The organism is Nocardia sp. BMG111209, assembly GCF_000381925.1.
Lineage (GTDB): Bacteria > Actinomycetota > Actinomycetes > Mycobacteriales > Mycobacteriaceae > Nocardia.
Genome location: NZ_KB907307.1, coordinates 2,762,515 through 2,776,596, shown reverse-complemented (window position 1 = coordinate 2,776,596; position 14,082 = coordinate 2,762,515). Strand labels below are relative to the sequence as shown.

At 70.0% G+C, this 14,082-nt stretch carries 13 protein-coding genes; 6 read left to right on the top strand and 7 right to left on the bottom strand.

Annotated features, from left to right (window positions below):
• Window positions 1-8: 8 nt before the first annotated feature.
• On the bottom strand, window positions 9-1,043 hold the full coding sequence (locus tag G361_RS0112805) for a profilin (protein WP_036494113.1): 1,035 nt from the start codon (window positions 1,041-1,043) through the stop codon (window positions 9-11).
• A 287-nt stretch (window positions 1,044-1,330) separates the two neighbouring features.
• Window positions 1,331-2,251, bottom strand: a complete 921-nt coding sequence (locus G361_RS0112800; RefSeq protein WP_019927478.1) for a DAPG hydrolase family protein — start codon at window positions 2,249-2,251, stop codon at window positions 1,331-1,333.
• 318 nt (window positions 2,252-2,569) lie between these two features.
• Here G361_RS0112800 and G361_RS43450 point away from each other — a divergent pair, with 318 nt between their 5' ends.
• Entirely contained in the window at window positions 2,570-3,841 is a 1,272-nt protein-coding gene (locus tag G361_RS43450; RefSeq protein WP_019927477.1) for a GGDEF domain-containing protein, read from the top strand.
• Window positions 3,842-3,984: 143 nt separating this feature from the next.
• Window positions 3,985-5,232, top strand: a complete 1,248-nt coding sequence (locus G361_RS0112790) for a hypothetical protein (protein ID WP_026342977.1) — start codon at window positions 3,985-3,987, stop codon at window positions 5,230-5,232.
• A 67-nt stretch (window positions 5,233-5,299) separates the two neighbouring features.
• Here G361_RS0112790 and G361_RS0112785 read toward each other — a convergent pair whose 3' ends face one another.
• The 3 genes from G361_RS0112785 to G361_RS0112775 form a co-directional block, all read right to left on the bottom strand.
• Window positions 5,300-6,511, bottom strand: coding sequence for an amidohydrolase family protein (locus G361_RS0112785; protein WP_019927475.1), 1,212 nt, complete (start codon window positions 6,509-6,511; stop codon window positions 5,300-5,302).
• Window positions 6,512-6,655: 144 nt separating this feature from the next.
• Window positions 6,656-7,513, bottom strand: a complete 858-nt coding sequence (locus tag G361_RS0112780) for a hypothetical protein (RefSeq protein ID WP_019927474.1) — start codon at window positions 7,511-7,513, stop codon at window positions 6,656-6,658.
• A 38-nt stretch (window positions 7,514-7,551) separates the two neighbouring features.
• Window positions 7,552-8,355 (bottom strand): SDR family NAD(P)-dependent oxidoreductase, encoded by an 804-nt coding sequence (locus G361_RS0112775; RefSeq protein ID WP_019927473.1) that lies wholly within the window; start codon window positions 8,353-8,355, stop codon window positions 7,552-7,554.
• A gap of 70 nt (window positions 8,356-8,425) precedes the next feature.
• Between G361_RS0112775 and G361_RS0112770 the strand changes: the two genes are divergently transcribed.
• A complete protein-coding gene (locus G361_RS0112770; protein ID WP_155981427.1) occupies window positions 8,426-9,325 on the top strand; it encodes a MarR family transcriptional regulator in 900 nt (299 codons plus the stop codon).
• An 84-nt stretch (window positions 9,326-9,409) separates the two neighbouring features.
• Here the strand turns inward: G361_RS0112770 and G361_RS0112765 are convergent, their stop codons facing one another.
• Window positions 9,410-10,249, bottom strand: coding sequence for an SDR family oxidoreductase (locus tag G361_RS0112765; protein ID WP_019927471.1), 840 nt, complete (start codon window positions 10,247-10,249; stop codon window positions 9,410-9,412).
• Window positions 10,250-10,335: 86 nt separating this feature from the next.
• On the opposite strand from G361_RS0112765, the gene G361_RS0112760 reads away from it, so the two are divergent.
• Window positions 10,336-10,809: a MarR family winged helix-turn-helix transcriptional regulator gene (locus G361_RS0112760; protein ID WP_231386863.1), complete on the top strand. Its 474-nt coding sequence runs from the start codon at window positions 10,336-10,338 to the stop codon at window positions 10,807-10,809.
• Between the two features lie 46 nt (window positions 10,810-10,855).
• On the opposite strand, the gene G361_RS0112755 is transcribed toward G361_RS0112760, so the two are convergent.
• A complete protein-coding gene (locus G361_RS0112755; RefSeq protein ID WP_026342976.1) occupies window positions 10,856-11,617 on the bottom strand; it encodes a 3-hydroxyacyl-CoA dehydrogenase in 762 nt (253 codons plus the stop codon).
• 397 nt (window positions 11,618-12,014) lie between these two features.
• Here G361_RS0112755 and G361_RS43445 point away from each other — a divergent pair, with 397 nt between their 5' ends.
• Complete coding sequence (locus tag G361_RS43445; protein ID WP_019927468.1) at window positions 12,015-13,643, top strand: alpha/beta fold hydrolase; 1,629 nt, start codon at window positions 12,015-12,017, stop codon at window positions 13,641-13,643.
• A gap of 75 nt (window positions 13,644-13,718) precedes the next feature.
• Complete coding sequence (locus tag G361_RS0112745) at window positions 13,719-14,081, top strand: hypothetical protein (protein WP_019927467.1); 363 nt, start codon at window positions 13,719-13,721, stop codon at window positions 14,079-14,081.
• The last annotated feature ends 1 nt before the right edge of the window (window position 14,082 follow it).

Genomic DNA, 14,082 nt, shown 5'->3' with positions numbered 1-14,082 from the left:
ATGCTCCGTCAGCCGTAGGTTTCCAGGAAATCGATGAGCTGTTCCTCGACCTCGCCGGCATCCTCGAGTGGTTTACGTTTGGCCTCCAGGAGAATCAGCACGGCCTTGCTCGTTCGCTGAATCGTGAGATGACACGATCGGTCCGAACCCGTGATACGGCCGCGCTCCGGCGATTCGGCGGAATACACCCGGCCCGCGATGCGCACGCCACCGGGCAACGGCACCCGGGGATCGGCCAGCGGCGCCTCGAGTGCGGCCAATTCGGCGGCGCCGACCTCGAATCCGGCGCTCGCGGCCCACTGCCGGCCGTCCAGCCCGAAGATGGCGGCGTGGCGGAACGGGCCGCGCGCGATCAGCTGTTCGTCGACGTGCTGCTGCCAGGTGCCCGCCGGACGCTCGTCCGGGAACAGCCGGCGGCGGCCGGGCGCGACCGGGCCGATCGGCCGGCCGCCCGCGACGCAGACCAGGTCGCGGTGCTGATCCAGGCACTGCTTCAGCCAATCGCGCACGTCGGCGACGTAGTGCATGAGCTCGAGCGGCAGGTCGCCGCGGCGCAGCCCGGCCAGAAGGGCGTAGATCTCCGGGATCTCGTCGTAGGGCAGGCAGCCGACGGCCGAATCGTAGGACTGCGCGGGTATTTCCGTGATCCCCCGGTGGACCAGTGCGGAGATCGAGAAGTCGATACCCGCCTCGGACAGGGCATGGTCGGCGCGGCCGAACCAGCTCGGCCGGATCGAATCCCAGCCGCCCAGCGGCCGGCCGTGATATCGGACGAGGACGTCGAAAAGGTCGATGTAGAGGAAATCGTGCAGATAATCCTTGCGAATATCGAGACCGTCGTCGTTCACGCCGGAGACCATATGGCGCAAGGCTTCCCGGGGTGTGAGGTCGAACTTCTCCCGGGCCCATTCCTCGGTGAGTACGGTGAGTTCCGATCCGAGGATATCCGCAGCAGCCGCCACACCGTTCTCGTCGCCGGTGCGGAGATGCCGCACGACATCCGCCATCCGCACGGCATACGCCGCGATATTCGTCCCGCCCATGGTCACTCCCTCAACCCGGAATATTTCGGCACTGCGCGCGATCCGTGAATCGACGATAACCGAGGGCACCGACAGGTTCCGGTGCCCCGTACGGCCCGCGGATCGGGCTCCGGCCGACCGGGGCCCGTCGTCGCGCGAGGGCCCGTACGGTCACCGAAAACGTTCTGCCACAGCCGGTCCCACATGCCGCCCCCTCCGGACGACGCCGCCCCTCGCCAGAATATCGGAGATTCGGTACGCGGTACGGCCGATCGAGTGGCTCGGAGCGGGAGCGCTCCGGGCGGGGGTTATCCCGCGAACTCGGCGTGGAGTTCGGGGAGGAAGCGGGAGAGGTGGTTCATCTCCTGGCCGCAGTGCAACATCAGGTCCCGGGCCATGCCGATGCCGGGCAGCAGATCCGAGGGGTCGGCGGCGGCGCCGCGGGCGAGGGCGCGGGCGGTGTGGACGGGGTCCGGGGTGTGCGCGCCGTAGACGCGGAGGTAGAAGCGGCTGCGCATCTCGGCGCCGCCGGGAATCGGGCGGACCTGGTGGGCGAGCCAGCCCAGATCCACCGGCGCGACGCTGCTGCCGACCCGGCCGAAGACGACGGTGTGGTCGTCCGGGACGGTGAAGCCGTACGCGATCGGGTCGTGGAAGGCGATGGCGAGCTGCTGGAGTTTCGGGCCGATGTACTCGTCGACGTACGAGATGTTACCGAGGTAGCGGGCGCGATCGGGCATCGGCCGGTCGAGCCGGTCGGCGGCGACCTCGGCGTACATGTGGGCGTCGGGATGCCACAGTTTGTAGCGGGCGGACTCGAGCAGATGCCAGCCGAACCACCAGTCCCACATCGCCGCCGTCACCCGCGGCATCTCGGTGCGGGCCGCGACCCAGACGAGGCCGGATTCGGTGTGCCCGTAACCGGTTTCGATCGCCGAGTAGCCGGTGGGCGCGAGTTCGGTGGTCAGCGCGGAGAACGGCGGGATACGGTCGGACGGGACCGGCGGACCGGCGTACGCGTCCGCGACGACGGGCTGCGGCGGGTCCGTGTGCTCGGCCATGAAGCGTGCGTAGGGCCGGGCCCGATCCCGGCCGGAATAGCCCGGATAGCGAGCATTGTCCGAGGCGTCCGGGGGCTCCGCGAGGGCCGTTCCCGCGGCGGTGAACGCCCCCAGGGCCGCCGCGGACAGGGTCAGTGCGCGCCGTCGCGTGACCTTCGATGCTCCCACGCGGCCACGCTAGCAAGCGGCGCGGTCGCGCCGGGACGAGCTGTGAGACTGCACAACGAACGGCGCGAACATGATTCGTTCCGGACAGGCCCGGGGGATGCCGCTGTCACGCGGTGATCGTCGTCGCCGAAATCCGCACCCGTCGCGGCCGTCGGTGCGGGTCGACCGCGGCCGTTTCGTGACTTTTATCATCGTGCCGAAAAAGAATGAAAGCAGAGGATCACTCGATATCGTCGTCTCCTCGACGGGTTTCGTATGCTGGGGAGTGGTGAGTGGACGGTTTACATCGGATCGACCGTGCAGGAAGGTACTCCCGCGGTGGACAGTCGCGAGGTCGTCGAAACGGCGCGAAAATGGTCGGCCGCCGTGGTGGGCTGCCATCCGCTGCCCTCGTCCGCGCGTGACGGCATCGAACATCGGATGGCCGGATGGATCGCGGAATTGGATGCCGCGCTGTCGGCGGAGCCGTTCGATCCGGAGCCGGCGCATCGGGTCGGGGTCGCCATGGCCCGGGCGCAGCTGACCACCCCGGCGGTGCTGGGCCCGACCTCGTCGATGCTGTCCGAGCTGGCCGAACGGCTGCCCGCACCGGATACGACGCGGCGGCTCGGGGCGCTGACCGGGGAACTGTCCCGGGGATACACCACCGAACTGCTGGCGGCGCGCACCAGCCGGTTGCAGACCGCCGAGGAACTCTTCCACGTCGTTTTCGACAATGCCGCGGTGGCGATCGCGATCTACGACGTCGACGGCATCACCATCGACGCGAATCCCACCACCGAGCGCATGGTCGGAATGTCGCGCGAGAACATGATCGGAATGTCCGGATTGGATTTCATGGCGCCCGGTGACCGGGAGAAATTACGCCTGTGCGTCACCCGGCTGTTCAAACGGAAGCAGGGCACCGCGCATTTCGAGGGCCGATTCTGCCGCGCCGACGGCACCATCGCCTGGGGTTCCTGGACCATGACGCTGGTGCACGGCAAATCCGATCCCGAGATCTATCTCGTCGCGGTGGGGGAGGACATCACCGAGCGCCGCGCACTGCAGCAGGAACTGCAATGGCAGGCGCATCACGACTCGCTGACCGGGATGCCCAACCGCCGATGCCTGCTCGAGCGGCTGCAGGCCATTGTGGAGGACGCCGACCCCGCCGAGAGCATCGGCCTGTGTTTCATCGATCTGGACGCGTTCAAGATGATCAACGACCGGTACGGGCACAATGTGGGCGATCGGGTGCTGATCGAGGTCGGACGGCGGCTGGACGCCGCCCTGGGGTCGCCGACGGTGATGTTGTCCCGGATCGGCGGCGACGAGTTCGTGGTGCTGCTCTCGCCGCCGTGCGACGCCGAATGCGTGAACGACGCGGCCGGTGTCGCGCTCGCGTCGCTGCGGGAGCCCATCCCGATCGGTGCGGGCGAGGTGCTGTCGATCTCGGCGAGCGTCGGCGCGGTCCTGACCCCGATCGCGGGGGTCGACACCGAGAAGCTGATCGACGACGCCGATACCGGCCTGTACCTGGCGAAGGCCAGCGGGCGCGACACCTGGGTGCTCAACCGGATCCACGACGGGCATCCGGAGAACAACTGAGCGGATCGGGCGGGCCGTGGGTCCTCCGGTTCGTGTGGATTCGGTTGGATTCTCTGCGGCCGTGGGGCGTCCGGGGGTCCGGGTTCATATTCTGTGGTGGCGCTGCCGTTGCGGCAGCGGCCGAGCAGAGGAGGATCAGGCGCGTGCGAGACGTCCTGAACGCAGTGTTGACCGTCGGTGTCACCGTCGCCGCGGCCACCGGCATCGGGGCGACCGCCTCGGCCGACGAACCGGCGGCGCCCCCGGCCGGGCGGTGCGCCTGGCAGGGTGAGTTGTCGCCGCGCACGATCGGGCAGGTGAACTTCGCACTGCCCGATACCGGTGCGTGGTACTGGATCCTGCCGTACGAGGCGCGTCCCGGCACGACCATCACGCTCACCGGGCAGTTCCCGCAGGCCCGGTACATGTCGTTCAACACCTACGACAGCAGGTTCAGCAGCTTCACCGCCGGCGGCCTCGCGTCCGCGCTGCCCGACTACCGGATCGCGCCGGACCCGGGCACGAACAACCCGTGGCAGCATCCCGGCGATGCCGGAACCTACACGGTGAACGCCACTTCCGATCCCAACGTGCCGAACGCGCTGGCATTGTCGCCCGGGGGCGCGACCGATGGCCGGGGCTACCTCGTCTTCCGCGAATACCTGCCGGCCGGGGACGCGGCGTCGATCCGGCCGCCCGAGGTGCGGATCAGCGACGGCGCCGGAACGCGCACGCTCGCAGCGTGTGTCGGCGGGGGCAACGAGCTGCTGGGCGCCGTCACGTCGGCGCTCGGCGAGGCGGGTATCAGCAGGCGCGACAAGCCCTCCGCCACAACGGGATTCCGCCGGGCCAGTGGCGCCGGCGCATTCCCCAACGTCGACAACGCCTATCTCGCCACCACCTTCACGCCGTCGGCGGACGGCCGGGTGATGGTGGTGCGCGGCCGGGCGCCGAAGGCGCCTACCGGCACCGAGCCGGTGGTGTGGCCACCCGGATCCGGTACCCAGGTCCGGTATTTCTCGTTCTGCACCAACCTCGCGGTGCTGCCCGGCCCGGTGGTGGTCGACACCGCCGCCGACGGCTCGATCGACAGCGGTTGCCGCACCGACGAACAGACCGTGCTCGACGCCGCGGGCGACTACACCTATGTGGTGGGCGCCGAGGCGCAGCGCGCCGAGATCGAGGCCGTCCCCGGCGTGACGTTCGTGCCGACCTCGAGCGAGCATCCGGCCACGCCCGAGGCGATGCTGATCCGGAACATGCTGCCCGCCACCGATTTCGCGCAGGCCGTGCAGAACGTGCCGGTCGACGGCACGCCCGAGCAGGCCGCCGCGGTCATGGGCCCGTACTACCCGCACGCCACCCTGTGCACGATCGCCGCCGTGCGGGACGGCGGTTGCCCGAGCGCGTGATCCGCGTGCCGTCGCCGGGCCGCCACGGTCGTCCGACCGCGTGGCGGCCCGGCGGCCGGGCCGCGCGTCAGTGTGCCGGAATGGCCGGCCAGGCGGTGTCCTGCGGCAGCGGGTGACGGAAGATCCGGGCGGCGTTACCACCCGCGATCGCCACGGCCTCGTGCTGCGGGATGTCGGCGAAACGCTTGCGCAGCAACTGCTGTGAGTTCGGCCAGGTCGAATCGGCATGCGGGAAGTCGGTTTCGAACATGATGTGATCGACGCCGATCATGTGCCGCTGATCCAGCGTGCCCGGGTCGTCGAGCATGCAGAAGTAGAAGTTGCGGCGCAGCGCCTCGCTGGGGGTCACGTCGTAGGACCACGCACCGGCGCCCGCGCCGGAATGTTCCAGCACGTAGTCCAGGCGGTTGATCGCCATCGGCACCCACCCGATCCCGCCCTCGCTGAGCGCGATCTTCAGATCGGGGTACAGCGCCGGGATCCCGGCCCAGACCCAGTCGATCGCGGCGCAGAACGCACCCGCGGGGAACAGCGAGGTCTGCACGTTCAGCCCGCCCCCGGGCGAGCCCTGCAGGACGAAACCGCTTGCGCCGCAGTGCAGGGACAGGACCGTATCGGTCTCCTCGCAGGCCTTGAAGAACGGCTCCCAGTGCTTGTGATCGGTGATCGGCGGCAGCTTGAGCAGATGCGGCGACTCTAGGAACGACACCGAGGTGAAGCCGAGTTCGGCGTTGCGGCGGACCTCCTCACCGGCGAGCACCGGATCCTTGAACCACGGCAACTGCATCGGGATGAACCGCTCCGGATAGGCGCCGTGCCACTCCTCGAGCATCCAGCTGTTCCAGGCCCGGACCGCGGCGAGCCCGACCTCGGTGTCGTTGTTCATCGACAGCACCCGGCCGGTGAAACCCCAAGCGCCGGAAGGGAAGCACAGCGACGCCCAGATGCCGTCCAGATCCATGTCCCGGACCCGCGCGTGCACATCCCATGCGGCGCGGCGCATCTCGTCGAAATTGAGCGGATCCAGGCTCCACTGCGACTGCGGCCGGCCGGCCACCACGCTCATCCCGTTGTCGCGATAGAGCCGATCCCGGTAGATCCACGCCTCCGAGCCGTCGGGCGTCGTGATGACCTGCGGCGCCCGGTCGCGCAACTTCGCCGGGAAACGCTTCACGAAGATGTCGGCGGGCTCGGTGAGATGGTCGTCCACCGAGATGATCGAGTAACTACGCTCCTGCGGTTCCGGATCCGGAAGCAGTTGCCAGTTCGGCCTCGGCATCGTGCGCTCTCCTCTGTCTGGTCCCGGCCCCAGGGTCGTCGTCGCAGCCGCGGTCCGGTGCCGGCGGCGGGCCTTGTACACCTCCAACTTCTCAGTAAGCGCTCACTTATGCAAGATGGGTTCCGGAGGGACTTGTCACTCGCGTCATCCGGCGGACTGTTGTTCGCGCATCTTCTCGGCGCGCTGCTCCAGCCCCTGCAATTGCTGCCGGGCGCGGCGCGACTTCTCCCGCGCGGCCCGCTCGGCGGCGGCGGTGAAGCGGCGCCGATCCTCGGCCCGCGCCAATTCCGCGCGCAGCCCGGCGATCGCGGATTCCGCGGCGGCCAGTTCGGCCCCGGCGGCCTCGTGCTCGGTCTCGGCGGAAGTCACTGCGGCACCGGCGGTTTCGATCTCGCCGCGCAACCGCTCGAGTTCCCGGCGCGCCTCGTCCCGGGGATCGGGCCGGGGGGCGCGTGGTTTCCCGGCGGATTTCGCGGGGCGGGTCACGGTCCGCTCCGCCTCGGGTTCGCCGGGGACGGCGGTGAGACCCGCCGGGCCGAATCCTTCGTAACTCGCCGCGGCGGTCAGCGTCCCGCCACGCACCCGGTCCGCGACCGCCGGGTCGGCGAGGGCCGCGTTGAGCGTGGTGCCGATGTCGCGGAGCACGGATTCGCTCGGCGGCTGCCCGGCCGCCGCGGCCAGTTCACCGGCCTTGCGGGTGAGCGCGTTGACCACCTGCTGCCGCTGGGTGGTCAGGGTGCGCAACCGCTCGCCCGACAACCGCCGCTGTGCGTCGCGCAACGCGTCCCCGAGCGTCAGCAGCGCGCCGACCTCGTCGCCGTCGGCCCGGGCCAGCAGATTCACCGCCCACGCCGCCACGGTCGGCCGCCGTAGCCCGCCGATCGCCGCCGCGAGCGCCTTGTCCCCGGCGTCGCGCGCCTGCCGCACCCGCTCGGTGCGCGTGGCCACGAACTCGGCGGGCGGTATCCCGTAGAGCTCCGCGGTGACCTCGTCGAGGGTCATGATGCCTCCAGCCTACGACCGCGGCGGTCGCGCGGTGCTCAGTTGACCGTGGGGACCAGGCCGCCGTCGATGCGGAGGTTGGCGCCGTTCACGGACGCGCTGCGCGGACTGGCGAGGAAGGCCACCGCGGTCGCGATCTCGGCGGGTTCGACCAGGCGGTCCGACGGGTTGGCCAGGGGGCCGTCGAGCAGCATCCGGGTGGCGGCGGCCACGTCGTCGCCGAGGCCGTGGCCCCGCGCGAAGGTCCGCGCGAAGTCCCACCAGCCGTCGACGAGAACCGGGCCCGGGCTGACGGTGTTCACCGTGATCCCGGTGGCGGCGAGTTCCTTCGACAGGCCGACGGTGAGGTTGGCCAGCGCCGCCTTCGCCGCGCTGTATGCCGCGCGCAGCGGCAGCGGATTCGGGTTCGCCGCGCTGCCGATCTGAATTACGCGGCCCCACTTGCCTTCCCGCATCCGCGGGGTCAGTGCCCGGATCAGGCGCACCGCGGTGGCGACGTTGGTGTTGTAGAGCCCGAGCCAATCCGCGGGGGTGGCCGCGGTCCAGCCGTCCGCGCCGAGGCCGCCGGCGTTGTTCACCAGAATGTCGATCCCGCCGAACGCCGTGGCGGCACGTTCGGCCACCTCCGTCGCCATCGCGTCGGCGGCCAGATCCCCGAGCACGACGGCGGCCCGGCCACCGGCGGCGGTGACGGCCGCGGCGGTGCCCTCGGCCCGATCGCGGTCGCGGCCGTGCACGACCACGGCGACGCCCTCGGCGGCCAATCCGAGCGCGATCGCCCGGCCGATGCCGCTCGAAGCGCCGGTGACCAGCGCGCGTTTGCCTTGCAGTTGCAGATCCATCGGTACCCATCTCTTGACTTGGATCAATAGATTGAGTTCAAGCTATTGATCCGAAGCGTAAGCTGACCGGGTGTCGTCGTCAACCCGCACGCAGGCCGGCTCCGAGGGCCCGAGGGATTCCGTGGACCGGGTCGTCGCGGGCCTGGCCCGCCTGCATCCGGACCTCGACCACTCACCGGTCGCGGTGATCCAGCGGCTCGGGCGGGTCCGGCGTATCCTCGAGGCGGAAATCGAGGCCGGATTCGCCGAATTCGGGCTCACCGGACCGGATTACGTCGCGCTGGCGACGTTGCGGCTGCACGAGAGCGACGGCGGCGTCTCGCAGCGGTATCTGATGCGCGAACTCGGCCTGACCTCGGGCACGATCAGCGTGCGCGTCGAACGGCTGGTCGGGCAGGGGCTGGTCACCCGCTCGCCGGATCCGGCGGATCGGCGCAACACCCTCGTCGCGCTCACCGCGGCCGGGCGCGATCTGTTCGACCGGGTCACCCCGGCGCACTTGGCCGTCGAGGACCGGCTGCTCGCCGCCCTCGATCCCGAGCAGCGCCATGCGCTGGAGGACATCCTGCGCCGATTGCTGCTGTCGTTCGAAGGATCGGTTCCCGACGACGAATCACCCAGGCTGGGAATGACTCTGGCCCCGGCGCACGTCGCCGTGCGGATGCGGGAGGCGGTCGGACTGCCCGCGTACACCGGGCTGCTGGTCCGGGAGGTCGAGCCGGGTTCCCGGGCCGAGGCCGCCGGAATCCGGACCGGCGACGTACTCCTGCGCGCCGGCGACCGGGACCTCCGTTCCGTCACCGCCCTGTACGCGGCCCTGCGTGCGGCCGACGAGCCCGGCGCACTTCACATTTCGTTCGTCCGCGGCGTCGACGCCCGGCACGAGACCACGCTCGATCCGAGCCCGCACCCCGCCGATCCGGCCGCCGCCCCGATCACCGACGGCGGCAACGGTATTCACCTGATCTGAGGGCCCGCCGGCCCGGCCCGCGAAGTCGATCCGGACATGGTGCCGCAGCCGGCGATCGTCCGGTTCTGCCGAGCGGACCGGTCCTCAGGGGAGGAAGCAATCGCGGTGTGCGCGTACCCATTCGGCGAAGGGACGGGGTGGGTGGCCGGTGATGCGCTCGACGGCGTTGGTGATCAGCGGGACGGTGGTGACCGCGGCGGCGGCGACGTCGAGCAGCACCTCGAGGACGGGTTCGGGCAGGGCCGGCGGGCGCGCGGCGAGGGCGGCGGCGCGGTCCCATTCGTCGATGGGGACGGGTTTTCCGATCGCGTCGGCGATGACGGCGACGGCGTCCCGGAGCCGGAGGACGGCCGGGCCGGTGAGGAGGTGCCAGCGGGCGCGATGTGTCTCGCTGGTCAGCAGATCCGCGGCGACCTCGGCGATATCGTCGGGGTGGATCGGGTTGATCTGCGAGTCCGGGTAGGCGATACCCAGCCGGTGTCGTTCGCGGATCTGCGGAGCCCAGTCGCGGCGGGCGTTGGTGGCCAGCCAGCCGGGGTACAGGATCGTGGCGGGGACGCCGCAGTGCTGGACCCGCTCCTCGGCCGCGCGGTGGACGAGGCCGATCATGCGGTCGTGCTCGCCCGCCTCGAAGGACGCGGGTGAGGACAGCAGGACCAGGTGCCGCACGCCGTGCTCCCGCGCGGCGGCGAGGAAGACTTCCGAATTTCCCCTGGTGGGATAGAGGAACAGGGTGTCGACGCCGGTGAGGGCGGCGTCGGCGGTACGGGGATCGTCGATATCCAGTTCCACGAGTTCCACACCGGGTACCGGGGAATCGCCGAGTCGGCGGGTGGTACCCCGCACCTCGTGTCCGGCGGTGGTCAGCACGGCGGCCACCCGGGCGCCGATGCTGCCCCGGAAACCGGTTACCAGAATGGTCATGTCACTCCTGCCGGGCGAATCGGCCGGGCCGACTCCGACTTACAACAAAATAATTTTGTAACCAAAGATATTTGGAGGGTGGTGCGGTGTCAACCAATGCCGGGCTCCGGGAGGACGGCGACGACGATCTGGATCGGTCGATCCGGGATCTGTTGCTGCTGATGCCGCAGATCATGGGCCGGGTCAAGCGGCTGCCGGTGCCGCCGGAGCTGGCCGGCATGGAGTTGACGCCGCGGCATCTGTCGCTGCTGTCGCTATTGCTGTTCGACGGTTCGATGACCGTCAACGAACTCGCGGGCCGCCTCGGCGTCGCCCCGACCACGGCGAGCCTGATGATCGGCGACCTCAGCCGCAAGGGCATTCTCACCCGGCGCGAGAACGAGGCCGATCGGCGGCAGAAGATCGTCGATATCGCCGACGCGCATCGGGGGGCGATCGAGACGTGGCTGGCGCCGGGCGCGCGGGCGTGGCGGCGGGTGCTGGCGCCGCTCAGTGCGGCGGAACGGCGGCTGTTCGTCACCACCATGATGGCGTATCACGAAGCGGCCGAGCAGGTTTAGGGATCGTGCGGCAGCGGCGGCATCGCCGCTGCCGCACGAGGCACGATCAGCGCGGGGCCATCCGGATGGCGCCGTCGAGGCGGATGGTCTCGCCGTTGAGCATCGGGTTCTCCACGATGTGGCGGGCCAGGGCGCCGTATTCGACGGGATCGCCGAGCCGCGACGGGTGCGGCACCTGGGCGCCGAGCGAGGCGACGGCCTCCTCGGGCAGGGCGGCGAACAGCGGGGTGTGGAACAGGCCCGGCGCGATGGTGACCACGCGGATCTTCAGGCTCGCGAGGTCGCGCGCGACCGGCAGGGTCAGGCCGACGATGCCGCCCTTGGACGCGGAGTACGCCGCCTGGCCGATCTGACCGTCGAAGGCCGCGACCGATGCGGTGTTGATGATCACGCCGCGCTCCTCGCCCACCGGCTCGGTCGCCGAAATGCGCTCGGCGGCAAGGCGGATGACGTTGAAGGTGCCGATCAGGTTGACGTTCACCACGCGGGTGAAGTCCGCCAGCGGGAACGCGCCCTGCTTGCCGACGGTCTTGATCGCGTTGCCGATGCCGGCGCAGTTGACCGCGATGCGCAGCGGGCCCAGCTCGGCGGCGGCGTCGAGCGCCGCGGTGATCTGCTCCTCGCTGGTCACGTCGGCGGGGGTGAAGATCACGCCGTCGCCCAGTTCCTTCGCGATCGTCTCGCCCGCCGAGGACGGCAGATCGACGATCGCCACCTTCACGCCATGGGCATGCAGCTCGCGAACGGTGGCCAGGCCCAGGCCCGAGGCGCCACCGGTCACCAGTGCGACCGCGCCGTTGAGTTCCATGGTCATATCCTCCTGTGTGAGATCGGCCGGTGAAGAGTTCGCCCGCCGCGGAGGCCACTCGCTCATCGACCGGCTGTCTCGGACAGTAGCGGCTACTTAGCGATCGTTAGATACACTGTGATCCATCTCTCTGTTCCCGGAAGTCCGGGACGTCGCATTCGACGGCCGGACCGTCGCGCCGGGCAATTCGGCGCCGGCCGCTCCGATGAGCACTGTCCGGTTTGAAAATGCTTATGCGGCAAGATCGTTCGATCGATTCGGCCCGTACGGACATCGCCGCGGCGGTATGATCATCGATACGCGGGGGTGTTCGGAATCCGGCTCCGCGTTATCTGCCTTTCGTCGCGAATCCATTCTGTGGCAACGGAATAACTGCAATTTCGAAAGGGATACGATCATGCCCGAATACCGTCCGCTGCGCCTGCTCTCCCCCGATCAGGAGGCCGATGCGCGCGCCGTCGTGAACGATCTGCTCACCGGCGACCCCGCCGGCGTCCCCGCCTACCTGGCCGAGGATATCGCCGCCCTCCGCTCCCAGAGCCTCTTCGGCGCGGCGCGCATACCGGGGGCCGGTGGCGTCCTGCTCGACGCCATGGTCGCCTGGCCGCTGATCGCGGGCCCGCATCCGGTGATCGTGCTGCCCGCCGGCCTCGACCCCGCCGGCTGGAAGATGTACTCCGGGGCCCTGATCAGGCTGCTGCTGCGCGGATACGCGGTCGTCGCCTACACCGAACGCGGGCTACCGGGTTCGGACGGTGAGCTGACCGTGGCCGGACCCGAGGATGTCGCCGATGCCCGGTGCGTGATCGACTGGGCGCTGGCACATCCGGAGCTCGACGCGGATCCCGATCGGATCGGCATGGTCGGGCTGTCCTACGGCTCGGGCATCAGCCAGCTGGTCGCGCAGGTCGACCAGCGGGTGAAAGCCGTTGTCGCCCTGAGTACCTGGGCGGATCTGGGTGAGGCGCTGCTCTACGAGGACACCCGCCACATCATGGCCGCCGAGGCGCTGGCCTCGATCAGCGAACACCCCAGCGCCGAATTGCTGGAGGTGCTCGCGGATTTCCGGGCGAACATCAACCGGGAGGCCGTACTGGAGTACGCGGGCCGCAGATCGCCCGCGGCGGTGCCGGTCGGGCAACGGCGCCCGGTGCCGACCTTCTTCACCAGCTACTGGCACGAGACGATCTTCCCGCAGAACCAGTTGCTGGACTATTTCAGCGAATTCCCCGGGCCCAAGCGCCTGGATCTGGCGGTCGGCGACCATGGGGCGGTGGAGATTCCGGGCATGCTGCTGGGTGTCTACACCCGCACCAGCGAGGCGGCCTACGACTGGCTGGACCGCTTCGTGCGCGGCATCGACAACGGGATCGACACCGACGGCGTGGTGCACACCGAGACCATGTACAGCTTCACCGTGGCCACGGCGCCGGACCTGCGATCGTGGGCCCAGCCGATCCGCACGTACCATCTGGCCGCCCCGGCCGGCGGATCCGCCGACGGCACACTGGTTCCGGAGCCGCCGGGGGAGCTGCGGCAGGCCATCCGCGCGGGCGATCCGCACGTCCACGCCGTGAATCAGCTGGTCTTCGACGGCTTCCTGGAACGACTGCTGATGCCGGTACGGCAGAAGTTCGCCGAGGTCGACCGCGCGACCGCGGCGGTGTGGGCGACCCCGGCCCCGTTCGCGCGGCCGCAGCACATCGCCGGATTCCCCGAATTCCGGCTCACGATAACCCCTTCCACCGACGCGGCCACGGTCGTCGCCTACCTCTTCGACCTCAATCCGCTCACCGGGAACCTCCGCATCGTCACCCACGCGGCCACCACCGTCCACAACGCCGGTCCGGGGCAGTCCACCGCGATCGCCCTGCGATTACAGGCCACCGACTATCGAATCCCGCTCGGCCACAGGCTCGTTCTGATCCTCGCCACCGAGGATCCGCTCTACGCGAGCGAGACCGCCCGCGACAGTACGGTGACCCTGCAGGGCCCGGGAAGGCTGGACATCCCGGTCGCTCCCTGAACCCGCCCACGCCGGGGCCCGACCGCGACGGGTTCCGGCCGGTGGCGCACCGGCGCGTACCCGGCCGCCACGGATGTGGAGCGCGGCAGCGGCATCCACGCGATTCCGGGGCCGCCGGAGGCCGGTGTCCCGGCCGCGGCCGAGGCCGGGACGCGGCCGCTGCGGATGGCGTTGAAACCGGGTGCGCGCACCGCGGACGTCGTCGATCTGAGCCTGGCGCTGGAACGGGAGCAGTCGAGTCTGCTGACCCGGATGGCCGCCGCCGACCGCGGCGGGTGGTCGCTCGACGAGCGGATCGAGTCGATCACCTCCGCCTCCGACAAGCTCGCCGTGATCTCCGATCTGGGCCGGTACGCCGCGCTGCGCGGCGTCGACGCCTACTGGTCGCGCGGCCGCTGGGTCGTGCTCAATCGCACCGCGCTGGTCGTCGAACCCTGAA